The sequence below is a fragment of the Aeromonas sp. 95A genome, assembly GCF_051919235.1.
In the GTDB taxonomy this organism is placed as follows: Bacteria; Pseudomonadota; Gammaproteobacteria; order Enterobacterales; family Aeromonadaceae; genus Aeromonas; species Aeromonas veronii.
This window is the reverse complement of sequence record NZ_JBQBFC010000001.1, coordinates 1,999,231-2,020,704: the sequence shown is the minus strand read 5'-3', so window position 1 is coordinate 2,020,704 and position 21,474 is coordinate 1,999,231. Positions and strand designations below refer to the sequence as shown.

Below are 21,474 nucleotides of genomic sequence, written 5' to 3'. Positions count from 1 at the left end.
ACAGGGAACCTAAAACAGCAAGCCCGGCAACCTGCCGGGCTTTGTTATTGGAACGAGTTGTGGCCATCCGTGCGGCAGCGATCGCGACCGCCTGATTGCAGTGCTCCCCCTAGCTGGCGTGAACCGGGCAGGGGGTGGTGATCAGGGCATCATCTTCATAACGCCACAGGGTCAGGCTGTTGCCCCAGACACAGCCGGTATCGAGTGCCTTGATATCGCTCTTGCCAGTGTTGCCCATCAGGGCTGCCCAGTGGCCGAACACCAGAATGGGGTCATCCACGTGGTGTTCGCGCTGTTCGAACCAGGGCCGCAGGCCCGGGGTCGACTCCTTGGGGCCCTTCTTGCATTTGAAGTCGAGACGACCGTCGAAATAGCAGAAGCGCATCCGGGTGAAGGTGTTGATGATGTAGCGGTAGCGGTCGATCCCGACCAGATCATCTTTCCAGCCATCGGGCTGGTCGCCGTACATGTTGTGCAGCAGCCAGCTGTACTGGTCACCGCGCAGCAGGCTCTCTACCTCGCGGGCGCAGTTGCGCGCGGTGCGGACATCCCATGCGGGGGAGATCCCGGCGTGCACCATCATGATGGGCAGATCCGGATGTTCGGCCAGTAGCGGGCGGTGGCGCAGCCACTCCAGCAGTTCATCCCGATCAGGGGCATCCATCAGGCTTTGCAGCTTGTCTTTCTTCTTGAGCGGTGCAACGCCATCTGCGACAGCCAGCAGGTGCAGGTCGTGGTTGCCGAGCACGGTGACGGCGCGGTTGCCCAGCCCTTTGACAAAACGCAGGGTATTGAGGGAGTCCGGGCCGCGGGCGACCAGATCGCCGCAGAGCCAGAGCACGTCTTGGTCGGGATCGAACGCGGCAAGATCCAGCAGACGGCGCAAGTCGTCGTAACAGCCCTGGATGTCACCGACAAAACAGTTCGCCATGAAACCTCAGTTGATAATATTGGGGATGGCCAGCGTGAAGGGGGCGATGGGCGCCTCAAACTGCTGACCAGAGCCATCTTGCAGGGTATAGCTCCCTTCCATCACCCCAAGCGGGGTCGCCAGCGGCACGCCGCTCTGGTAGCGGTAGGTCTCACCTTCGGCAATGACGGGTTGTTCCCCGACCACGCCCGGGCCTGCCACTTCCTGCATCTTGCCATTGGCATCGGTGATGAGCCAGCGCCGATGCAGCAGTTGCACCGGGCCAGGCCCCAGATTCTCAATCTCGATCAGATAGTGAAACTGGTAAGGGTCTTTGGAGCCCGCCACATACACGGGGTATGGGCGGATCTCGATGTGCGGGAGTGCCACAGGATCAGGCCTGTTGCTGATCCGCCAGCCAGTTGGCGATCATGACAAACTGCTCGAGGGAGAGATTCTCCGGGCGCAGGTTGCCATCGATACCAAGCTCGGTCAGCTGGGCGTCGGTGATGAAGTTGGAGAAGCTGTTGCGGATGGTCTTGCGACGCTGGCCAAAGCCCTCGGTACAGACGCGATTCAGACAACGAATGTCTTTTGCGACTATGGTCGGATTCTTGTGCGGGATCAGGCGAACCACGGCAGAGTCCACTTTCGGCGCCGGTTTGAAGGCGCCCGGGCCCACTTCCAGCACAGGCACTACCTGACAGTAGTACTGGGTCATCACGCTCAGCCGGCCATAAGCCTTGCTGCCCGGGCCAGCGGCCAGACGCAACACCACTTCCTTTTGCAGCATGAAGTGCATGTCTTCGACCCGATCTGCGAACTCGCACAGGTGGAAGATGAGCGGGGTGGAGATGTTGTAGGGCAGGTTGCCGAAGATGCGCAGCGGCCCCTTGCCTTCACCCATCAGGGTGCCGAAGTCGAAACGCATGGCGTCCGCTTCGATGACGGTCAGCTTGTCTTTGAGTGTCGGGTGCTCGCGCAGGCGAGCTGCCAGGTCCCGGTCAAGCTCGACCACGGTCATTTTGTCCATCTGGGCGGCGACCGGCTCGGTCAGCGCGGCCAGACCCGGACCGATCTCCACCAGATTCTGACCCGGCTGCGGGTTGATGGCGGCGACGATCTGATCGATCACATACCGGTCGTGCAAGAAGTTCTGACCGAAACGCTTACGGGCCGTGTGGCCCATGTGCACCTTACTGCTCATATCTTTTTTTCTCTACCATCTTGATGGCGTGGTTAATCGCGGTGACAAGGCTGCCCGGATCGGCCAGGCCCTTGCCTGCCAGATCCAGCGCGGTGCCGTGATCCACCGAAGTGCGGATGAAGGGAAGCCCCAGGGTGATATTGACCGAACTGCCGAAGCCCTTGTATTTGAGCACAGGCAGCCCCTGGTCGTGGTACATGGCGAGTACCGCATCCGCATCCTTGAGGTATTTCTCCTGGAACAGGGTGTCGGCCGGCAACGGGCCGACCAGATCGATCCCTTCCTGGCGCAGCGTGGCCAGTGCGGGTTCGATCACGTCAATCTCTTCACGTCCGAGATGGCCACCTTCCCCTGCATGGGGGTTGAGGCCGCAGACGTAAATACGGGGTTTGGCGATGCCAAACTTGGTGGCGAGATCCTCGTTGAGGATCCGGATCACCTTGCCGAGGCGATCCTCGGTGATGGCCATCGCCACATAGGCCAGCGGAATATGGGTGGTCGCCAGTGCGACCCGCAGCCCCTCGGTTGCCAGCATCATTACCACATCGGCGGTGTTGGATTGCTGGGCAAAGAACTCGGTGTGGCCGCTGAACGAGACCCCGGCCTGGTTGATGATCCCCTTGTGCACCGGCCCGGTCACCACGGCGGCAAATTCGCCGCTCATGTTGCCATCGCAGGCACGCTGCAGGGTCGCCAGCACATAGGCGCCATTGCCTTCGTTCAGCTCGCCCGGCACCACGGGGGCGCCGAGGGTGACCGGACAGACGGTCAGGGTGCCCGCCCGCTGCGGATGAGCAGGGGCGGCGGCATCGTAGGGCTCAAGCTCGATGGGCAGCCCAAGCAGGATTGCCCGCTCGCGCAGCAGCGCCGGATCGGCGATCACCACCAACTGGTGGGGCCAATCCTGCTGGGCAATCTGCAGCACCAGATCCGGGCCGATCCCGGCCGGTTCGCCCGGGGTAACGGCAAGGCGACGGCAGCTCATCAGCTACCGGCTCCTTCGATCTGGATGTAGGCCTCGTCACGCAGCTCATCCAGCCACGCCTGGGACTCTTCCACGAAGCGACGGTTGTAGATCAGCTGGTAGGCGCGCTGCTCCTGAGCCTTGTCGGTCGCATCCTGGCTGCGGCGATCTTCCACCTGCACGATGTGCCAGCCGTGGCTGGTACGGAACGGGGCACTGATCTGGCCCGGTTGCAGACGGTTGACCATGTCGCGGAACTCGGGGACATAGACGTTGGGATCAGACCAGCCCAGTTCGCCACCTTGCACCGCAGAGCCCGGATCTTCGGAGTACTTCTCCGCCATGCTGGCGAAGCTTGCCTTGCCGCTCTTGATGTCGTGCAGAATGCCGTCCAGCATCCCCTTGGCTTTCTCTTCGCTCAGGATAATGGACGGCTTGATCAGGATGTGGCGGGCCTTCACCTCGGTCTGCATCACTTGCTGCTGACCCTTGGTGTCGAACACCTTGACGATGTGCAGGCCGGCGCCGGAGCGCAGCGGGCCGACGATGTCGCCCTTCTTGGCACCCTGTACCGCTTCCGCCATCAGGGTCGGCATCTCTTGCGGGCTCATCCAGCCCCAGTCGCCCCCTTCCAACGCCTTGGGACCGTTACTCTCGGCAATGGCCAGTTTGCGGAAGTCGGCACCCTGCTTGAGGGCGGCCAGAATGCGCTCGATCTTGCTCTTGGCGGCATCCAGCTGGGCGGCAGTGGGGTTGTCCGGCAGGGCAATCTGGATATGGCCGACGTGGTATTCGTTCTGCTGTTGACCCTGTTTCTTCAGGATCTCCACCACCTGCTTCACCTCCTGCTCGGAGATGTTGATACGGCGGCGCACCTGGTTGCGGCGCACCTCGTTCATCAGGATCTCGCGGCGAACCTCTTCCCGATATTGGGCATAGGTCATCCCTTCACGGGCGAGCTGGGCCCGCAGCTGATCCAGGGTCATCTTGTTGTCGGCAGCGATGCCCTGAATAGCCTGTTCCAGCTGGGTGTCGCTGATCTTCAGCCCCTGGCGCTCCGCCAGTTGCAACTGCAGGCTCTCCTGGATCAGGCGATCCAGCGCCTGTTTGCGCAGGGTGGCATCGTCAGGCAGGGACTGGCCGCTCTCCTGAGCGGAGAGTTTTACCTTGTTGACCAGTGCGTCCTGTTGGCTGGACAGCACCACGTCCTTGTTGACCACGGCCAGCACCTTGTCCATCAGCTCGGGCGCAGCCAGTGCGGCCTGGCTCATGGCACCGAACATTCCCGCGGTCAGCAGGGCAATCAGGGTCTTTTTCATATCCATCTCTCAAGGCTGGACCAGCATCATTGCTGGCCTTTCAGATTAAACGGGCGAACATAGGGCAACAGCTCGGTATCCAGTGTGACGCTGCGGCCACCGGTACCCACGCTGCCAAGTCCCTTCATTTCAAACTGCAGACCAATGACTTTTTCCGAAGTGGGCTTCAGGGTTACGTTGTCCGGCTGATTGTGCCACTCCAGGCTCATGTTGATGCTCCAGCAGCAGGAGTCGTATTTGACACCGATCTTGCGGTCAATGTTCACATCCTGCTTGATGTCACGGTAGTAACCGCCATACATCTGCCACTGATCGGCGATCGGCGCCATCATCACCAGGCCCGCCTGGCTCAGATCTTCTGCTAGTGCCGTGTTGGTCGGATAGCGATAGTCCAGGTTGCCATCCTTGATGTAGCGGTAGTTGACCTGAGTGGTCAGCTTGCCGGTTCGGTACTCGACTGCACCGTTGCCAGCCGTAAATTCACCCTCGGAGGTATCGTACTGGGTCCCCGCATGGGCAAACCACTCATCGGTGATCCGGGCATCCCCCTCGAACGAGAGCAGGGAGCGGGCGTTGGTGCTTTCCGGATTTGAAGGGTAGAGGCGCACCTTGGGTGGTGTCATTTCGAAGGCCTGGGCCACCGCCAGACGCAACCGTTCATCACCCACATTGTCATAGACCCGGCTGGTCAGGCCAACGGTGACCCGATTGGCGTCGCTGATGCGGTCGAGACCGGCAAAGCGGCGGTCACTGAACAGGCTGTAGTAGTCCTGACGGGTGGTGGTGGAGTCGTAGATCCCGATCTCGTCCTGGTTTTTATAAGGGATATAGAGATACTGGAACTCAGGCTCCAGGGTCTGGGTGCCCTTGCCATCATACCAGTCGAGCGGCCGATCGAAGTTGACGCCCCCCTTGAGGCGGAAGGAGGGCAGAGTACGGGTAATGGTGCCCTCTTTCAGGGTCAGCAGGTTGCTGTCTGCATCGGTGAAGCGGCTGCGGTCCTGGCTAACCAGATTATCGGGTACCTCCTGGTTGTAGGAGGTAAACATCAGTTTGTACTGACTGGTCAGGTAGTAACCCGGTGCATCCACCAGGGGCACGGTCAGGGTTGGCGCCAGATGCAGGCGGGTGGCGGTATAGCGCTCACCTGCTTGCAGAGTGGCGGCACTGCCACTGTCATAGCCAAACTTGGTTAGTTCACTGTTCCAGGCCAGATCGAACCACTTGCCTTGCTGATAGTAGTTGTAGTCGATACGCGGCAGCATCTCGTGGGGCAGCAGCGCATATGGGCTCAGGATCTGGTAGCGGCGCACCTCGGAGGTGAGGTTCCAGTTGGGCTGGTAATAGCCGGCGGTAAAGGATTGCTGCAACTGGCTGTCGACCTGAGTGCCCACTTGCGGGCTGAAGTCGTTGAAATAGTTGTAGTCCTTGTCGCGCACCTGGGTGTAGTCGATTCCAAAACGCAGGCTGCCATCCATCAGGGCGGAACCGTGGCGGACGTTCATCAGGTAGCGATGGCCATCGGACAGGCCAGCCAGACTCGGATTGCTCGGGCTGTACTGCTTGTCATCCGCCAGATTTTCAAAATAGAGGGTGCCGGTGTGGGCGGGGTCCGGCATGTAGCGGAACTCCACCTGCTCCATCAGGCCGCGTTTGTCCATAAAACGGGAGGTGATGGTGGCATCATAGTTGGGGGCAATGTTCCAGTAGAAGGGCTGGGTGATATCCATGCCGTTGCTGGAGCTCTGCTTGTAACCCGGGTAGAGCAGACCGGTCTTCCGCTCATCCTTGATGGGGAAGTTGATATAGGGGAAGTAGAACACCGGATAGTCGTAAAGCCAGAGGCTGGCATTCCAGGCTTCGCCGAACACCTCTTTCTGGTCGATGTCGATGCTGCCCGCCTTGAGGGTCCACACTTCCTGACCGGGGGGGCAGGTGGTGTACTGGGCCCCCTCCATGGTGATGTTCTGGTTGTTGTTGGTCATCACCACGCGCTTGGCAAAGCCGCGCACCGGTGAGCCATGCACCTGATACTTGCCCTCTTCCAGTTCGGAGTTCTTGGTATCCAGGTTGGATTTGAGTGTCTTGTCGCTGGTGACGGTCACCTGACCGTCGTTGTAATAGATGTTGCCGATGGCGATGACATCCCGGCTCTTCTGGTCGAGCTGGGCATAGTCGGAGTCAAACTTGCGAACACCCTGACGAACCTTGACGTCGCCTTCATAGACGGCGGTGCCGCCCTGTTTGGCCTCGAGACGGTCTGCATCAACCTCGACCGGCTGTGCGTTGGCATCCTGATCCGATGCAGGCTTCTCTATCTTGGGAACATAGTCATAGCAGAGACTATCTAGAATGCCGGTGGCTGGCGGCGCTTCGAACGGGGCCGCCTGCACCATCATAGAGGTGAGTGCGGGGGCCAGGCTGATAGTCAGGGCGATGGGATAGCGGTACCCCAGTGTCCATTTTGTCATGTGAAAGACTCGTGCAATCCGTGATAGATACGGTTGATCCAAGGCATGCATTTTACGACAGGTTTCATCGAGTTGACATTGCATGTCATTGCTTTATGTTAGCCGGCAATGATAAAGCATTATTGCGGCCAGGGCTAACAGCCAAGTGCTGCTTTCCACCTTGGTCCTCTACTTATGCAAGATCGCGATTCCCTGCTATTGCAGTGGGCACGCCGTATTTCCGGTGATGCCACTCTCACGCTTACCCTCATTTCCGGTGATGCCAGCTTCCGCCGTTACTCTCGTGGTGGTGGTCTGGTGTGGGTGGATGCCAATCCGAAAACCGAAAAAAATCATGAGTTTGTTCGTAACGCTGCGGCCTTGCAGGCGCGTCAGCTGTTGGCGCCAGAGGTCAAGGCTGTGGACTACGAACAGGGGCTGCTGGCGGTCAGTGATCTGGGCGATACCCAGCTGATCAGCTGCTTGAACGAACACAATGTGCTGGCCTGGTATGGCAAGGCGATTGATTTGCTGCCCCGCCTGGGGGCGGTTGAACTGGCGCTTGAACCCTTCGATGCGGCTTTTATGGCGCGGGAGAACAGCATTTTCCCTGAGTGGCTGCTTGGCCATCATCTGCAACTGACTCTGAGCCATGAAGAGCAGCAACTGCTGGACGAGACCTTCGCCTGCCTCACCGCCTGCAATCTGGCCCAGCCGCAGGGGGTGATGCATAGAGATTTCCACAGTCGCAACCTGATGGTGTGTGGCGGAGACACTCCTGATAGCAGCGAACTCGCCATCATCGATTTTCAGGATATGGTCATCGGGCCGCTCACCTATGATCTGGTCTCCCTGCTCAAAGATTGCTACGTACGCTGGCCGGACGAGGTGATCGATGAAGGGATGCGCCACGGCTTTGCCACCCTGCAACAGGCGGGTCTGCTTGGCGAGCTCGATTATGCCAGTTTCCGTCGTGATGCCGACCTAACTGGCATGCAGCGCCACCTCAAAGCTGCCGGAATCTTTACCCGGCTCTATCATCGCGACGGCAAGTCCGGCTATCTCAAGGATATTCCCCGCACCCTCGGCTACGTGGTGGATGTCTGTCGCACTCACGGTTGCGCCTATCCGGTACTGGCCCGTTTTGGTCAGTGGCTGGAGCAGGTGGTGTTGCCGGGGATCGCCAATGCTGGAGTTAAATCATGAAGGCGATGATCCTGGCCGCTGGCCGTGGCGAGCGGATGCGCCCGCTGACTGACCTGCTGCCCAAGCCGCTGCTGGCGGTGGGGGGCAAGCCGCTCATCGTTCATCACATCGAAAAACTCAAAGCCGCTGGCGTGACCGAGTTGGTCATCAACCACGCCTGGCTTGGCCACAAGTTGGTCGAGAGCCTTGGTGATGGCAGTGCGCTTGGCGTGACCATCCACTGGTCAGCCGAGGAGAGCGCGCTGGAGACCGCAGGCGGCATAGTGCAGGCGCTGCCACTACTGGGGGCAGACCCTTTTCTGGTCATCAACGGCGATACCTGGCTCGATCTCGACTATCACACTCTGGTCAGCCAGCCCCTTGGCGATGATCTGGCCCACCTTTGGCTGGTGCCCAATCCGCCCCAGCACCCGAGCGGGGACTTTGCCCTGCAAGAAGGGCGAGTCATGGATACGCCAGCGTTTACCTTCAGCGGGGTCGGACTATATGATCCGGCGGCCTTTGCCGGTCTCGCGGGCGGCGCCCGCAAGCTGGCGCCCCTGCTGCGTGACTGGATGGCGCAAGGGCGGGTGGGCGGCAGCCTGCTTGCTGGCGAGTGGCGCGATATCGGCACGGTCGATCGACTGCGCGAGCTGGATGACCAGCTCCAGGCCCGCACTCATTAACTTCAAGAGGTCTTGAACCATGCGTATTTGGGGTAAGGTGCTGGGCGCCTTCTTCGGTTTTCTGCTCGGCAATATCATCGGCGCCCTGATTGGCCTCTGGATCGGCCACCGTTTCGACCGTGGCATGGGGTTGCAGGGGGCGTTTCGTCGCGGCCCGAGTCAGGAGCAGCAAGCCGTCTTCTTCCACGCCACCTTCTCGGTGATGGGCCATATCGCCAAGTCCAGCGGTCAGGTGACCGAGCAGGAGATCCGGGTTGCCTCCAACCTGATGGATCGGATGCGGCTGGCGGGTGAACAGCGTGCCCGGGCTCAGGAGTCGTTTCGTCTCGGTAAAGAGGCCGACTTCCCGCTGCGCGAGACCCTGGCCGAGTTCCGCCGTGCCAGTCTGGGGCAGCGCGATATTCTGCGCTTCTTCCTCGAAGTGCAGTTGCAGGCGGCCTTTGCCGACGGGCGGGTGGAGGAGGGCGAACGCGCCATTCTGCATACCATTGCCGACGAGCTGGGTTTCAGCCGCATTGAGTTGGCCCGCATTCTTGCGATGGCCGAAGCGCAGATGAACTTCTTCAATCAGGCCCATGGGCAGTATCAGGGGGGCCATTCCGGTGGTCAGCAGTATCGGCAGGCGGCACCCTCTGCGGATCGCCTCAAGAATGCCTACCAGTTGCTGGGAGTGAGCGAGAGCGACAGCGATCAGGATATCAAGCGCGCCTACCGCAAGGAGATGAGCAAGCATCACCCGGACAAGCTGGCCGCCAAAGGGCTGCCGCCGGAGATGATGGAGATGGCCAAGGAGAAGACCCAGGAGATCCAGCAAGCCTGGGAGTGGATCCGCGAGGCTCGCGGCATCCGGTAAGCGCCAACGTCAGGTTGGAACAGACAACAAAAAGCCCCGCAGCAGTGCGGGGCTTTGTTTTGCCGTATCGCGCAGGCCGGGTTATTTGGCCGGAATCGCTTCCAGCACGTGCACCAGCAGTTGCCAGAAACGCTCGACTGCCGGGATATGTACCTTCTCGTCAGGGGAGTGGGCACCGCGGATGGTCGGGCCAAAGGAGACCATGTCCCACTCCGGATAGGCGCTCTTGAACAGACCGCACTCGAGACCGGCGTGGATCACCATGACGTTGGGCATGGTGCCAAACAGGGTCTGGTAGCTGTTGCGTACCAGCGCCATGACGGGGGAGTCCACGTTCGGCGCCCAACCCGGGTAGGCACCGGTGAATTCGCAGCTGGCGCCTGCCAGGGTGAACAGGGAACGGGTCATCTGCTCGATGCTCTCGCGGCCGGAGTCGATCAGGGAGCGGATCAGGCACTGGACGTACACTTCGCCATCCTGAGTCTTGATGACCCCCAGGTTGGTCGAGGTTTCGGTCACGCCGGGCATGGCATCGCTCATGCGCATCACGCCGTTCGGGCAGGCCATCAGGGCATCCAGCAGGCGCTGCTGCAGGGAGACGCTCATCAGCTTGGCCGGTTTGGCAGCGCTGTTGACCAGCAGGGTCAGGTTCGGCTCGGTAGCGGCCAGTTCGGTCTGGTAGATCCCGGTGTAGCGGTCAACCAGCGCCTTGAACTCGTTCACGCTGGCAGAAGGCACCAGCAGGGTGGCACGGGCTTCGCGCGGGATGGCGTTGCGCAGAGTGCCGCCGTGGATCTCGGCCAGACGAACACTCAGCGGCTCTGCTGCTTTGAGCAGGCGAACCAGCAGCTTGTTGGCGTTGCCACGACCGCGATGGATATCGCAACCGGAGTGACCGCCGCGCAGCCCTTTTACGGCCAGTTCGAACGCTTCACCTTCAGCAGCGTCAACCAGCTCGAGCGGGAAGCGGATATTGGCATCCACACCGCCAGCGCAGCCCATATAGACCTCGCCATCCTCTTCGGAGTCGGTGTTGAGCAAAATTTCGCCCTCCAGCCAGCCCGCTTCCAGACCGAATGCGCCGGTCATGCCGGTCTCTTCGTCTGTGGTCAGCAGCACTTCCAGCGGACCGTGCTTGATGGTCTTGTCAGCCAGCACAGCCAAGCAACCGGCCATACCGATGCCGTTGTCGGCACCCAGGGTGGTGCCACGGGCCGTGACCCACTCGCCATCAACATAGGCATCGATGGGATCGGTCGCGAAGTCGTGTTTGGTGTCGGCGTTGGCCTGCGGCACCATGTCGATGTGGGCCTGCAGTACCACGGCTTTGCGGTTTTCCATCCCCGGGGTGGCCGGTTTCTTGATGATGATGTTGCCGACCTTGTCCTGCTTGACCGCCAGACCTTCCCCTTGAGCCCATTGGATGATCCAGGCGCTCAGTTTGGCTTCATGTTTGGAAGGGTGGGGGATGGAGCAGATCTGTTCGAAGAAATGCCAAATCAGTTTGGGAGAGAGAGAGCTAAGCTGTGCCACGTCGGGACTCCTTACCAGCACGGAATTAACAGGGCCCCATCAGCGGGCCGGGGAAGAGGATAACGATAATACAGTCAATCACACAAAAATGTGAGCAATCAGCGCAAATCGCAGGCAGCTTGTGCTGGCTGATGGCAACCAGGCAGTACGATCGTCAGGTTCGGACGACGCTGACCGATAGAAAAGAAAATGTGTGACCGATCTCACAAAAATATTGAATTTAACGCACCGACTGGTAAATTAGCTCCCGTGGTTCGCCACCCGTCAGGATGACGATGAAAGCCTCCAGGGAACCGAAGCAAAGCAAGTGCGCCTCCATGGAACCGAGTGTTCGTTCAAGGATTTGAGCCCGCATTAAAGGTACGTAACTTGTTAAGCAATCAGGAGTTTCAATATGCCAGGCAGCAACTCAACCTATTGGTTTGCCCCCTCTTTGTATACCCAGGGTTTCAGCTACCCTAATCCCTTCGTCACTCGTCGCTAAGACGAGCTGCCCAACCAGGCAGAGGCGAGAAAGCAGCAGGTGCGTGAGGTAAATCCTCCCCCTGCTATTTTTTTATCTGCGATTTGCCGCACAGCCCATCTGGACTCGGCAGCAGGGACGGCAGGTTAGTCGTTTGGCGCTCTATATTTGCCGAATGGAGAGGGTGATGCCGATTTTTCCTGTTTTTGGCATACGTTTGCCAGGCATTTTCTCTGCAAACGGTGCTATCATATCGGCCCAACAGCCTGTCCGCGGTTTGGACACATCATCTAACCGATCGCCGGATAAGCCCATCTTGCTTCCATTGTTATCAGATTTGCTGCCGAGGCTTAGCCCTGAGGCAGCCGAAGTGCAATCTGAATTCAGTCGGGCAAGGGCCGCCATTTACTGGCATCCGCAGGGATAATTGCGGATGTTGTTATTTTAAGTAATTGTTTTTAAATAACTATTCGAGATCGATAACATGCCGAAAAAGTTCTATGTGTCGTGGGACAACCTGCAACGTGAAGCTCGCCGTCTGGCCCGTCGTCAGCTGCCTGTCAGCCAGTGGAAAGGTATCATCGCGGTCAGCCGTGGTGGCCTGGTGCCCGCAGCCCTGATGGCCCGTGAACTTGGCATTCGTAATGTGGAAACCCTCTGCATCTCCAGCTATGACCATGACAGCCAGCGCGAGCTGGTGGTCGTGAAGGCTGCCACCACCGCCGGTGACGGCGAAGGCTGGCTGGTGGTGGAAGATCTGGTGGATACCGGCACTACCGCCAAGGCGATCCGCGAGCTCTACCCGAAAGCCAAGTTCATCGCGATTTTCGCCAAGCCGATGGGCGAAGCGCTGCTGGACGATTTCGAAGTGGCGATCCCGCAGGATACCTGGATCGAACAGCCATGGGATATGGCACTGGAGTTCGCCACACCGATCTGCGACGAAAAGTAACAGGGTCGGGATGTGACGCTCGCTGCGTCCATTGGTCGCAACCGGCAATAATGGTTTCACAGGGCTCCAATTTGGAGCCCTGTTTTTTTGTGTATCAATCTGTTGCAGGGTGGCTGATGGGCAGTAAAAGTGGTTAAGATGAGCTATTGCCTGATATGAATGGGATACTATCTTGGACTTGAACGAAGACCTAAACCTGACCGAACAGCTCTTTACCCGCGTCAAGAAGGTATTGGAAACATCCGAGATCTCCAACTCCAGTGCGGCTGATCTGGCGCAAGCCGAGTCAGACGAGATGTTTATCGACGGCTCCATGTCAAAGAGCTGGTATCGCTTGCTGCGTCGCCCCTCCTGGACCTGGCAGGGGGCAGATCCCATCGAAGTGGAGCAGACCCTGGCCCGCATCGCCATGGCGACCGGCGAGCGTACCCACGATTGCTATCTCGATACCATCAAGGGCTATGTGCCCGGCAACTGGATCTACGAGTGGAGCCAGGTGGCTGGCAACTATTTCAAGCAGGGCCGCGAACTGCGCGAGAAGGGTGATCCTTCTGGCGCCTTGAAACAGCTGCTCAAGGCGGTGCGCTACTACTCCATCGCCAGCTATCCCCATCTCAAGGATGACGAGCTGGCGGATCAGGCCCAGCTGCTCGGTAACATGGCCTATCGCGAGGCGGGTCGCCTGTTCAAGGTGCCGCTCAAAGAGATCCAGGTGCCTTTTCGCGGCAAGCATATTCAGGGTTATCTCCACCTGCCGACGACCGAAAAACCGGTGCCGCTGGTGATCATCAGCGGCGGGATCGACTCCCTGCAGCTCGATTTCCTCAACTTCTATCTCAAACGGCTCGAGCCCAACGGTATCGGCATGCTCTCCCTCGATATGCCCGGGGTTGGCTATGCCGAGCATTGGCCGCTGGTGCAGGATACCAGCCGTCTCCATCAGGCGGTGCTCCATTACCTCTCCGAAGTGGCCTGGGTCGATCATCAGCGTATCGCCATGGTGGGGATGCGTCTGGCGGGCAATATCGCAGCCAGACTGGCCTTTATCGAGCCGTTCAAGCTGCGCACCGTGGTTTGTGTCGGCGCCGGGGTCAATCAGGTGTTTACCAATCAGGAGCTGTTTGCCAAGTGCCCGCGCATGATGCGGGATAGTCTGGCCAACCGGTTGGGGGCTGATGCGGCGCAGTGGGACGGCATGCGCACCAAGTGCCAGGTTTTTTCACTTAAAACACAAGGATTACTGGGGACTCGCACCTCAGTGCCGATATTGAGTATTGGACACAAGCGAGATTTTATTTGTCCCGAGCAGGATGTACGGGCATTGGCGGCGGCCAGTCGTAACGGCAAGGCCATCGTATTCGACAAGCAGCCTTTGTTGGAGGTGTATGACAAGGCGCTGGACGAAATCGTCGAGTGGCTGAAACAGCATTTGTGTACCTGACATTGCGCTAAAGAACTGACGCCATCCCGAGGTGGCGCGGCTTGTTTAACAGGGAGGTTAACATGTCTGAAAGAGTGACCTACAAGCGACTGCTGAGGCAGTTTGCTGCCATTGGCCCCTATTTGCGCGAAGATCTCTGCGAAGAGGGGCGTTATCGTTTCGACTGCCTGTCGGTCTGTGTCAGCGCCAAGCCGGCGCCGGACAAGCGGGAGTTCTGGGGCTGGTGGCTGGTGCTGGAGCAGGACGATCACCATTTCCGTTACCACTATCAGCTCGGTTTCTACAATGCTGATGGTGAGTGGCTGGACAAGCCGATCCCCAAGAAGCACCAGGTCGAAGTGGAGCGGACCCTCAACCGTTTCTACAAGCTCATCAGCGACAAACTGACGGCTCTGGAGTGTCAGTTAGCGCCAGCGGATCAGGTCACCAATGAGTTGACCGTGACCGCCGCTTGATCCCTGATGCCCGGCGAGCAGCATCCCGCTGTTTGCCGGGCCATCAGTCAGCCATCTCCCCTTCCGACCGCAATCATCCGGGCTTTTGCTTCATCTCCTCGCCCCGGCGTTAATTGCCTTGCAGGGCTCCATGGCCGTGGGTATAAAGATATTCCTTACTTTTTAGCCTTTATGCTCCCATGGAAAACAGAACCATAGTCGTCAAGTTGGGCACCAGCGTGCTCACAGGGGGGTCTTCCCAGCTCAATCGTGCCCATATGGTCGAGCTGGTCAGACAGTGTGCGGCCTTGCACCGTCACGGCCATCGGGTCGTGGTCGTCACATCAGGGGCTATCGCCGCCGGGCGTGAACATCTGGGTCACCCGCCACTGGCGCCAACCCTGCCCAACAAGCAGATGCTGGCTGCGGTTGGTCAGACCCAGCTTATTCGGGTATGGCAGGATCTGTTCAACCTCTACGGTCTGCATATCGGCCAGATGCTGCTGACCCGCGCCGATCTGGAAGATCGGGAGCGCTACCTCAACGCCCGCGATACCATGCGCACCCTGCTCGATCACCGCATTATTCCGGTCATCAACGAAAACGACGCTGTGGCGACCGCCGAGATCAAGGTGGGCGACAACGACAACCTCTCCGCACGGGCCGCCATTCTGGCGGATGCGGATCTGCTGATCCTGCTGACTGACCAGAAGGGGCTGTTTACCGCCGATCCGCGTACCAATCCCGATGCCCAGCTCATTGAAGAGGTGCAGACCATCGACGATACCCTGCGCTCGTTGGCGGGTGACAGTGTCAGCGGCCTTGGCACCGGCGGCATGGCTACCAAGCTGCAGGCCGCCGATGTGGCCCGTCGAGCTGGCGTCAACGTGGTGATCGCGACCGGCCAGATGCCGGAGGTGATCGGCCGTCTCGCCAAGGGCGAGCGTATTGGTACCCTGTTCCCGGCGCTGGCGTCCCCATTGGAAGGACGCAAGAGCTGGATCCTGGCAGGCCCACCTCCTCACGGCGAAGTGCATGTGGATCAGGGCGCAGTGGCCGCCATGAAGGATAAAGGCTCCAGCCTGCTGCCCAAGGGGATCGTCGCGGTCAGGGGCGATTTTATTCGGGGCGATGTGGTGCGCATTCTTGATCCCAAAGGCGCCGAACTGGCCCGCGGCATCTGCCGTTACGACCATCTGGAGCTGGATAAGCTGCGCGGCGTCCACTCGGATCAGATTGAGCAGGTACTAGGCTATGGATATGGTTCAGTAGCCATCCATCGAGACGATATGGTGCTGCTCTAATCAGGGCGGCACGGCATGAACAAAAGGGAACCGAGATGAGTCTGGAGAAAATGGGGCTGGCGGCCCGTGAAGCCGCCTATCAGCTGGCCACCATCAGCACGGCGCAGAAGAACCGGGCGCTGGCCGCCATCGCCGACGAGCTGGAGGCGCGCAGTGAACAGATCCTCGCTGCCAACGCGAAAGATATCGCCGCCGGCCGTGAGGCGGGCCTGTCAGAAGCCATGCTGGATCGCCTGCTGCTCAATCCGGCCCGGCTGGCCGGGATTGTGGCGGATGTGCGCAAGGTGATCACGCTGGATGATCCGGTCGGTGCCGAAATGGATAGCCGGGTGCTGGAAAATGGCCTGCGGCTCTCTCGTCGTCGGGTGCCCATCGGGGTTATCGGTGTCATCTACGAGGCGCGCCCGAACGTCACCATCGACATCGCCAGCCTCTGCCTCAAGACCGGCAACGCCAGCATACTCCGCGGCGGGCGCGAGACCTTCCACTCCAATCTGGAGCTGGTGCGGGTGATCCAGCATGCCTTGGCGGCCTCCGGTCTGCCCGAGGCGGCGGTGCAGTACATCGACAACCCGGATCGGGCGCTGGTCGGCGAGTTGCTGCGCCTAGACCGCTATGTGGACATGATCATCCCCCGTGGTGGCGCGGGCCTGCACAAGATGTGCAAGGAGAACAGCTCCATCCCGGTCATCATCGGCGGGTTCGGTATCAGCCATATTTTCGTCGACGAGAGTGCCGATCTGGTGCGCTCTCTGGCGGTCATCGACAACGCCAAGGTGCAACGCCCCTCCGCCTGCAATGCCCTCGATACCCTGCTGGTACACGAGAAAGTCGCTTCGGCTTTCCTGTCGCACCTGGTGACGCTGATGAACGAGCGCAAGGTGACGCTGGTGGCCGCGCCCAACGCCATGACGCAGTTGGCGGGTGCCGACAATCTGTGCGAGGCGGGGCCGGAGGATTTCGATACCGAGTGGCTCGGGCTGACCCTGGGGGTCAAGTTAGTGGCGGATGTGAACGAGGCGCTGGCCCATATGCGCGAGCACAACGCCGGCCACTCCGATGCCATCCTGACCAACGATCTGGCCAACGCCGAGCGTTTCGTCAATGGCGCCGGTTCGGCGGCTGTCTATGTCAACGCCTCGACCCGTTTCACCGATGGTGGCCAGTTTGGTCTGGGCGCTGAAGTGGCGGTCTCGACCCAGATGCTGCATGCCCGTGGCCCCATGGGGTTGACCGAGCTCACCAGCTACAAGTGGGTAGGGCAGGCCGATTACCTCAGCCGCGCCTGATAACCGGTTGTGTCAGATACAAAAATGCCGACTCTTGGGTCGGCATTTTATTTGGTGGATATCGCGAAGATATCAGGTGATCGGGTTATTCCCCGTGATAGAGCGCCTTGTCACCGTGCTTGAGCACATAACCCTTCCAGATAAAGAGGGTGTAGCCGCTGCCCTGCCACGACCAGTTACCCTCCGCACCTTGACGGGTCAGCAGGTGCTGCTCGCCGCTTGGCAGATGCAATTCGGCCTGCGTCTGGTCGGCATTGAACATCACGAAGGCGCTGCTGGTCTGGCTGGCATCGGTCGGATTGAGCCGGATACCCTCTTCAAACAGGCGCACACATTTGCCAGTCAGCGCTGACCACTGATAGCCCGCACTGCCGATACAGCCGTGGCTGTCGTGATCGCCGCCCACCAGATGTTGTTCCGGTGTACTGCATGCCGCCAGCAGCAGAGAGGCGGCCATCAGGGTCAAGGTGCGCATGGTTACTCCTGAAGATCCCGTTCGATGACGATGTTGGAGAATCCCAACTCTTTGAAGTAGTTCTCCTGATAATCCTTCACGCTTTTCTTGTCGCGGCGACAAACCTGAGCCAGCTGGGCCTCCATGGCGTGAAAACTGGTGAGATCCAGCCCTTCGGCAGCTGCGATGGCGTCGTAGATGCTGCGGAACTTGTCGTTCGCGTAGCCGATCTCTTTGGCCTGTTTTTTATAGGTGTAGGTAATCTTAAAGGCCATCTTGCCCTTCCTTCTTCGATTTGGCTTGCTTGCGCTGGACGTAGAGGTAGAGGCTTTCGACCTTCTCCCGAGCCCAGGGGGTCTTGCGCAAGAACTTCAGGCTGGACTTGATGCTGGGATTATCGGTGAAGCAGCGGATATTGATCTGCTGCCCCAGCTCTTCCCAGCCGTAGTATTCGACCAGCGCGGTGACGATGGCTTCCAGCGTCAGCCCGTGCAGCGGGTTGTTCTTCTGCGAGGCGTTCGGTTGCTCGCTCATGCCTGCTCCGCCAGCTTGGCAAAGGGCTGACCCATGCGGGTGGTGACACCGTTGGCCAAGTGAGGTTCGAAACCGGCCAGCATACCCGGGCCAAACAGGCAGACCACGGTGCTGCCCAGCTTGAACAGGCCCATTTCGGCGCCTTTCTGCAGGGTAATGGCCTCGTCGCCGCTGTAGTCCCAGCGCACCACCTTCTTCTCTTTGGTCGGCGCAATACTGCCGGCCCAGATGGTCTCGATGCTGGCCACGATAGTGGCACCGACCAGCACCAGCGCCATGGGGCCGTGCGGGGTGCGGAAGGTTGCCACCACCCGCTCGTTGCGGGCAAACAGGTTGGGCACGTTCTCGGCGGTGAGCGGGTTGACGGAGAAGAGATCCCCCGGCACGAACACCATGCTCTCCAGCACGCCGTCCAGCGGCATGTGGATGCGGTGGTAATCCTTGGGCGCCAGATAGATGGTGGCGAAGTCGCCATCCTTGAACGGCGCCACCAGATCCTCATAGCCGCCCAGCAGCTCGCGAGCGCTGTAGTCGTGGCCCTTGGCCTGAATGATGCGACCTTGCTGGATGGGGCCGAGCTGGCTGACGGTGCCATCGACCGGCAGCGCCAGGGTCATGGCATCTTCTACCAGGGGGCGGATACCGGGCTTGAGCTCGCGGGTGAAGAACTCGTTGAAGCTCTTATAGTGGGCCGGACTCTCGTGCAGCGCCTCGCTCATGTCGACCTGATACTGCTTGATAAAAGCCTCGATCACCCTGGTGGTGATGTTGCCCGCTTCGGCGGCGGCAAACTTGCCGATCAGACGGGAGAGGGCGTGCTTGGGCAGACAGTATTGACCGGCAATTTTCAGGTTGTCAGTAATGCTCATGTTCATCATCAACGTAGGTTTATTAGGGTCACAGGCGCGCTTGCTGGCGACCGTGACGGGCTTCCTGCATGGTTTCCAGGATGCGGTGATAGTTGTGGAAGCGATCGGCGCTGATGGCGCCCGCGTCGACCGCGGCGCGCAGGGCACAGCCGGGATCGTCCTTGTGGGTACAGTCGCGGAACTTGCAGCCACCCAGGTAGTCTCGAAACTCAACGAAGCACCAGGTGATGCGGTCGGCCTCCAGATGCCAGAGGGCGAACTCGCGGATCCCGGGGGAGTCGATGAGATCGCCACCGCTCGGGAAGTGGTAGAGCCGCGCCGTGGTGGTGGTGTGCTGGCCGAGCCCCGAGTTCTCGGAGATCTCACCGGTGAGCACATCCAGCCCCGGCATCAGGGAGTTGGTGAGCGACGACTTGCCCACTCCGGACTGGCCAACGAAGATGCTGATCTTGTCGGTCAGGGCGGCTTTCAGCTCATCGAGCCCTTCGCCGCTCTCACAGCTCACCAGCAACACCTCGTAGCCGAGCTTGCGATAGGTTTCGAGCTGGCTTTCGATGCGCGCTCTGGCGGCATCATCCAGCATATCGACCTTGTTCAGCACGATGAGGGGGCGGATCTCCACATCCTCGGCGGCCACCAGGTAGCGGTCGACGATGTTGGTGGAGAACTCGGGCATCACCGCCGAGACGATGATGATCTGGTCGATGTTGGCGGCGATGGGTTTGACCCCGTCGTAGAAGTCCGGCCGGGTCAGTACCGAGTGGCGCGGATGCACCGCCTCGATGACGCCCGCTGTCGCGGCATTGAGGCCGGGACGCCACACCACCTTGTCGCCACAGACCAGACTGCTGATGCTGCTGCGCCGCAGGTTGCTGCGGTGGATGGTGCCATCGACCGCTTCCACGTCTGCGTGCTGACCAAAACGGCTGATCACCACCCCTTCGATGGCGGGGCCAAACAGGGTGTCATCCACCACTGTGGTGTGATCTTTTTGCAGCCGCCGTTCGCGGTTGGCCTGGACGCGCCTTTGTTGACCCAGATTGAGTTTTGCTTTCTTTGCCACTCGATTCGCCAGTTTATGAACAGATCCAAAGCCAGTATGATACATGCAAATTGGCAAAATTCCGCCATTCCTCCCAATAGAGAGAGCAATCATGACAGTCAGCGCGCAGAACCTGGTATGGATCGACATGGAGATGACGGGTCTCGACCCCGAAGAGAACGTGGTACTGGAGATTGCCACCATAGTCACCGACAAGGATCTGAACGTACTGGCCGAAGGGCCGGTCATCGCCATTCATCAGAGTGATGAAGAGCTGGCCAAGATGGACGACTGGAACGTCAACACCCATACCAAGAGCGGTCTGGTGGCCCGGGTCAAGGCGAGTCAGCACGACGAGGCGAAAGCCATTGCCGAGACCCTCGCGTTTATTCGCCAGTGGGTGCCGGAGCGCACCAGCCCGCTGTGCGGCAACAGCATCGGTCAGGATCGCCGCTTCATGGTCAAGCACATGGCCGAGCTGGAAGCCTTCTTCCACTACCGCAATGTCGACGTCAGCACCATCAAGGAGTTGGTACGCCGCTGGCAGCCGGAACTGCTGGATCAGTTCAAGAAGAGCGGCACCCACCAGGCGCTGGACGATATCCGCGAATCCATCGCCGAGCTGCAGTTCTATCGCAGCCACGTCTTCAAGATCTGATTCCCCGGCAAGGGTTTGTCATGCGCTGGCTGCTAAAATCGACAGTTCGGCCAGCTTTTGAGCGAACGCGCGCAACCAGACAAAAAAGCCCTTGCAATTGGAATGACTGCTCTTATAATTCGGCTCCCGTACAGTAGCGCAAGCAACCAAATGCTGTACGGCCTGTTTTAAGGTAGTTGCGGGAATAGCTCAGTTGGTAGAGCACGACCTTGCCAAGGTCGGGGTCGCGAGTTCGAGTCTCGTTTCCCGCTCCAAAAATCTGATGATGATACTGGTGCAAACCAGCCCGATGCGGGAATAGCTCAGTTGGTAGAGCACGACCTTGCCAAGGTCGGGGTCGCGAGTTCGAGTCTCGTTTCCCGCTCCAATCATCAGCCAGCCTCAAGACAACCAAATTGTTGCGGGAATAGCTCAGTTGGTAGAGCACGACCTTGCCAAGGTCGGGGTCGCGAGTTCGAGTCTCGTTTCCCGCTCCAAAAAATTTGTAAGTGATATTCCGATGCGGGAATAGCTCAGTTGGTAGAGCACGACCTTGCCAAGGTCGGGGTCGCGAGTTCGAGTCTCGTTTCCCGCTCCAATCACTTGCAGATGACATTCTGTTGCGGGAATAGCTCAGTTGGTAGAGCACGACCTTGCCAAGGTCGGGGTCGCGAGTTCGAGTCTCGTTTCCCGCTCCAAACATTTGTAAGTGACATTCCGTTGCGGGAATAGCTCAGTTGGTAGAGCACGACCTTGCCAAGGTCGGGGTCGCGAGTTCGAGTCTCGTTTCCCGCTCCAATCACTTGTAAATGACATTCTGTTGCGGGAATAGCTCAGTTGGTAGAGCACGACCTTGCCAAGGTCGGGGTCGCGAGTTCGAGTCTCGTTTCCCGCTCCAATCTCTCTCCGAATTACACTAATTCATCTTAGAAATTGCCCATTACATCG

Annotated in this window: 21 protein-coding genes and 7 tRNA genes; 16 read left to right on the top strand and 12 right to left on the bottom strand. The window is 59.5% G+C overall.

What is annotated here, in order from left to right; all coding sequences use genetic code 11:
• Positions 1-109: 109 nt before the first annotated feature.
• The 6 genes from ACTG2U_RS08970 to lptD are packed head-to-tail and all read right to left on the bottom strand — an operon-like array spanning position 110 to position 6,871.
• Complete coding sequence (locus ACTG2U_RS08970) at positions 110-931, bottom strand: symmetrical bis(5'-nucleosyl)-tetraphosphatase (RefSeq protein WP_069555848.1); 822 nt, start codon at positions 929-931, stop codon at positions 110-112.
• Positions 932-937: 6 nt separating this feature from the next.
• Positions 938-1,300 carry a Co2+/Mg2+ efflux protein ApaG gene (gene apaG, locus ACTG2U_RS08965; protein ID WP_040065073.1) on the bottom strand — a complete coding sequence of 121 codons (363 nt, stop codon included), beginning with the start codon at positions 1,298-1,300 and terminating at the stop codon, positions 938-940.
• A gap of 4 nt (positions 1,301-1,304) precedes the next feature.
• On the bottom strand, positions 1,305-2,117 hold the full coding sequence (rsmA, locus tag ACTG2U_RS08960) for a 16S rRNA (adenine(1518)-N(6)/adenine(1519)-N(6))-dimethyltransferase RsmA (RefSeq protein WP_005339016.1): 813 nt from the start codon (positions 2,115-2,117) through the stop codon (positions 1,305-1,307).
• The gene (gene pdxA, locus ACTG2U_RS08955) at positions 2,107-3,102 is read right to left on the bottom strand and encodes a 4-hydroxythreonine-4-phosphate dehydrogenase PdxA (protein ID WP_439974374.1); all 996 of its coding nucleotides are present in this window, start codon (positions 3,100-3,102) and stop codon (positions 2,107-2,109) included. Before pdxA ends, rsmA begins: the two co-directional genes overlap by 11 nt.
• Positions 3,102-4,400 (bottom strand): peptidylprolyl isomerase SurA, encoded by a 1,299-nt coding sequence (gene surA, locus ACTG2U_RS08950; protein WP_005349338.1) that lies wholly within the window; start codon positions 4,398-4,400, stop codon positions 3,102-3,104. The genes pdxA and surA overlap by 1 nt, the downstream gene beginning before the upstream one ends.
• 26 nt (positions 4,401-4,426) lie before the next feature.
• Positions 4,427-6,871, bottom strand: coding sequence for an LPS assembly protein LptD (gene lptD / locus ACTG2U_RS08945; RefSeq protein ID WP_439974373.1), 2,445 nt, complete (start codon positions 6,869-6,871; stop codon positions 4,427-4,429).
• A 174-nt stretch (positions 6,872-7,045) separates the two neighbouring features.
• Between lptD and ACTG2U_RS08940 the strand changes: the two genes are divergently transcribed.
• Genes ACTG2U_RS08940 through djlA form a run of 3 tightly spaced genes read left to right on the top strand, consistent with a single transcriptional unit; the run spans position 7,046 to position 9,574 of the window.
• Positions 7,046-8,056 carry an aminoglycoside phosphotransferase family protein gene (locus tag ACTG2U_RS08940; RefSeq protein WP_439974372.1) on the top strand — a complete coding sequence of 337 codons (1,011 nt, stop codon included), beginning with the start codon at positions 7,046-7,048 and terminating at the stop codon, positions 8,054-8,056.
• Positions 8,053-8,721 carry an N-acetylmuramate alpha-1-phosphate uridylyltransferase MurU gene (gene murU, locus ACTG2U_RS08935; RefSeq protein ID WP_368215865.1) on the top strand — a complete coding sequence of 223 codons (669 nt, stop codon included), beginning with the start codon at positions 8,053-8,055 and terminating at the stop codon, positions 8,719-8,721. The genes ACTG2U_RS08940 and murU overlap by 4 nt, the downstream gene beginning before the upstream one ends.
• Before the next feature lie 19 nt (positions 8,722-8,740).
• On the top strand, positions 8,741-9,574 hold the full coding sequence (gene djlA, locus ACTG2U_RS08930) for a co-chaperone DjlA (RefSeq protein WP_005358354.1): 834 nt from the start codon (positions 8,741-8,743) through the stop codon (positions 9,572-9,574).
• Between the two features lie 81 nt (positions 9,575-9,655).
• Here the strand turns inward: djlA and ACTG2U_RS08925 are convergent, their stop codons facing one another.
• The gene (locus ACTG2U_RS08925) at positions 9,656-11,107 is read right to left on the bottom strand and encodes an aminoacyl-histidine dipeptidase (protein WP_439974371.1); all 1,452 of its coding nucleotides are present in this window, start codon (positions 11,105-11,107) and stop codon (positions 9,656-9,658) included.
• A gap of 947 nt (positions 11,108-12,054) precedes the next feature.
• Between ACTG2U_RS08925 and gpt the strand changes: the two genes are divergently transcribed.
• From gpt to ACTG2U_RS08900, 5 genes are all read left to right on the top strand, one after another.
• Positions 12,055-12,522, top strand: a complete 468-nt coding sequence (gpt, locus tag ACTG2U_RS08920) for a xanthine phosphoribosyltransferase (RefSeq protein ID WP_005339007.1) — start codon at positions 12,055-12,057, stop codon at positions 12,520-12,522.
• 172 nt (positions 12,523-12,694) lie between these two features.
• The gene (frsA, locus tag ACTG2U_RS08915) at positions 12,695-13,963 is read left to right on the top strand and encodes an esterase FrsA (protein ID WP_005349360.1); all 1,269 of its coding nucleotides are present in this window, start codon (positions 12,695-12,697) and stop codon (positions 13,961-13,963) included.
• Between the two features lie 62 nt (positions 13,964-14,025).
• Positions 14,026-14,418 (top strand): sigma factor-binding protein Crl, encoded by a 393-nt coding sequence (gene crl / locus ACTG2U_RS08910; protein WP_005339003.1) that lies wholly within the window; start codon positions 14,026-14,028, stop codon positions 14,416-14,418.
• A 179-nt stretch (positions 14,419-14,597) separates the two neighbouring features.
• Complete coding sequence (proB, locus tag ACTG2U_RS08905) at positions 14,598-15,701, top strand: glutamate 5-kinase (protein WP_201973445.1); 1,104 nt, start codon at positions 14,598-14,600, stop codon at positions 15,699-15,701.
• The gene (locus ACTG2U_RS08900; RefSeq protein ID WP_439975117.1) at positions 15,701-16,990 is read left to right on the top strand and encodes a glutamate-5-semialdehyde dehydrogenase; all 1,290 of its coding nucleotides are present in this window, start codon (positions 15,701-15,703) and stop codon (positions 16,988-16,990) included. The genes proB and ACTG2U_RS08900 overlap by 1 nt, the downstream gene beginning before the upstream one ends.
• 85 nt (positions 16,991-17,075) lie before the next feature.
• Here ACTG2U_RS08900 and ACTG2U_RS08895 read toward each other — a convergent pair whose 3' ends face one another.
• From ACTG2U_RS08895 to rsgA, 5 genes are read right to left on the bottom strand one after another with little or no spacing between them, the layout of a single operon-like run.
• Positions 17,076-17,465, bottom strand: a complete 390-nt coding sequence (locus ACTG2U_RS08895) for a hypothetical protein (RefSeq protein ID WP_439974370.1) — start codon at positions 17,463-17,465, stop codon at positions 17,076-17,078.
• A 2-nt stretch (positions 17,466-17,467) separates the two neighbouring features.
• Complete coding sequence (locus ACTG2U_RS08890) at positions 17,468-17,719, bottom strand: DUF2960 domain-containing protein (protein ID WP_005338984.1); 252 nt, start codon at positions 17,717-17,719, stop codon at positions 17,468-17,470.
• A complete protein-coding gene (locus ACTG2U_RS08885) occupies positions 17,709-17,978 on the bottom strand; it encodes a VF530 family DNA-binding protein (protein ID WP_005338981.1) in 270 nt (89 codons plus the stop codon). The genes ACTG2U_RS08890 and ACTG2U_RS08885 overlap by 11 nt, the downstream gene beginning before the upstream one ends.
• Entirely contained in the window at positions 17,975-18,847 is an 873-nt protein-coding gene (asd, locus tag ACTG2U_RS08880) for an archaetidylserine decarboxylase (protein WP_439974369.1), read from the bottom strand. Before asd ends, ACTG2U_RS08885 begins: the two co-directional genes overlap by 4 nt.
• A gap of 28 nt (positions 18,848-18,875) precedes the next feature.
• Positions 18,876-19,910, bottom strand: coding sequence for a small ribosomal subunit biogenesis GTPase RsgA (gene rsgA / locus ACTG2U_RS08875; protein ID WP_205125261.1), 1,035 nt, complete (start codon positions 19,908-19,910; stop codon positions 18,876-18,878).
• A 91-nt stretch (positions 19,911-20,001) separates the two neighbouring features.
• Between rsgA and orn the strand changes: the two genes are divergently transcribed.
• The 8 genes from orn to ACTG2U_RS08835 all read left to right on the top strand — a co-directional run bounded on the left by orn (position 20,002) and on the right by ACTG2U_RS08835 (position 21,424).
• On the top strand, positions 20,002-20,547 hold the full coding sequence (orn, locus tag ACTG2U_RS08870; protein ID WP_111900716.1) for an oligoribonuclease: 546 nt from the start codon (positions 20,002-20,004) through the stop codon (positions 20,545-20,547).
• Between the two features lie 178 nt (positions 20,548-20,725).
• Positions 20,726-20,801, top strand: a tRNA-Gly gene (locus tag ACTG2U_RS08865).
• 37 nt (positions 20,802-20,838) lie between these two features.
• A tRNA-Gly gene (locus ACTG2U_RS08860) sits at positions 20,839-20,914 on the top strand.
• 33 nt (positions 20,915-20,947) lie between these two features.
• Positions 20,948-21,023: transfer RNA gene (locus ACTG2U_RS08855), tRNA-Gly, on the top strand.
• Between the two features lie 25 nt (positions 21,024-21,048).
• Positions 21,049-21,124 (top strand) — tRNA-Gly (locus tag ACTG2U_RS08850).
• Positions 21,125-21,148: 24 nt separating this feature from the next.
• Positions 21,149-21,224 (top strand) — tRNA-Gly (locus ACTG2U_RS08845).
• A gap of 24 nt (positions 21,225-21,248) precedes the next feature.
• Positions 21,249-21,324: transfer RNA gene (locus ACTG2U_RS08840), tRNA-Gly, on the top strand.
• Positions 21,325-21,348: 24 nt separating this feature from the next.
• Positions 21,349-21,424, top strand: a tRNA-Gly gene (locus ACTG2U_RS08835).
• Positions 21,425-21,474: the final 50 nt, after the last annotated feature.

What these genes read in the sequence shown, in the direction of transcription:
- ACTG2U_RS08940 (WP_439974372.1), top strand. Translation starts at nt 7,046, where the DNA reads ATGCAAGATCGCGATTCCCTGCTATTGCAGTGGGCACGCCGTATTTCC.
- surA (WP_005349338.1), bottom strand. Translation starts at nt 4,400, where the DNA reads ATGAAAAAGACCCTGATTGCCCTGCTGACCGCGGGAATGTTCGGTGCC.
- rsmA (WP_005339016.1), bottom strand. Translation starts at nt 2,117, where the DNA reads ATGAGCAGTAAGGTGCACATGGGCCACACGGCCCGTAAGCGTTTCGGT.
- ACTG2U_RS08895 (WP_439974370.1), bottom strand. Translation starts at nt 17,465, where the DNA reads ATGCGCACCTTGACCCTGATGGCCGCCTCTCTGCTGCTGGCGGCATGC.
- ACTG2U_RS08890 (WP_005338984.1), bottom strand. Translation starts at nt 17,719, where the DNA reads ATGGCCTTTAAGATTACCTACACCTATAAAAAACAGGCCAAAGAGATC.
- murU (WP_368215865.1), top strand. Translation starts at nt 8,053, where the DNA reads ATGAAGGCGATGATCCTGGCCGCTGGCCGTGGCGAGCGGATGCGCCCG.
- djlA (WP_005358354.1), top strand. Translation starts at nt 8,741, where the DNA reads ATGCGTATTTGGGGTAAGGTGCTGGGCGCCTTCTTCGGTTTTCTGCTC.
- pdxA (WP_439974374.1), bottom strand. Translation starts at nt 3,102, where the DNA reads ATGAGCTGCCGTCGCCTTGCCGTTACCCCGGGCGAACCGGCCGGGATC.
- orn (WP_111900716.1), top strand. Translation starts at nt 20,002, where the DNA reads ATGACAGTCAGCGCGCAGAACCTGGTATGGATCGACATGGAGATGACG.
- gpt (WP_005339007.1), top strand. Translation starts at nt 12,055, where the DNA reads ATGCCGAAAAAGTTCTATGTGTCGTGGGACAACCTGCAACGTGAAGCT.
- crl (WP_005339003.1), top strand. Translation starts at nt 14,026, where the DNA reads ATGTCTGAAAGAGTGACCTACAAGCGACTGCTGAGGCAGTTTGCTGCC.
- ACTG2U_RS08970 (WP_069555848.1), bottom strand. Translation starts at nt 931, where the DNA reads ATGGCGAACTGTTTTGTCGGTGACATCCAGGGCTGTTACGACGACTTG.
- ACTG2U_RS08885 (WP_005338981.1), bottom strand. Translation starts at nt 17,978, where the DNA reads ATGAGCGAGCAACCGAACGCCTCGCAGAAGAACAACCCGCTGCACGGG.
- proB (WP_201973445.1), top strand. Translation starts at nt 14,598, where the DNA reads ATGGAAAACAGAACCATAGTCGTCAAGTTGGGCACCAGCGTGCTCACA.
- asd (WP_439974369.1), bottom strand. Translation starts at nt 18,847, where the DNA reads ATGAGCATTACTGACAACCTGAAAATTGCCGGTCAATACTGTCTGCCC.
- lptD (WP_439974373.1), bottom strand. Translation starts at nt 6,871, where the DNA reads ATGACAAAATGGACACTGGGGTACCGCTATCCCATCGCCCTGACTATC.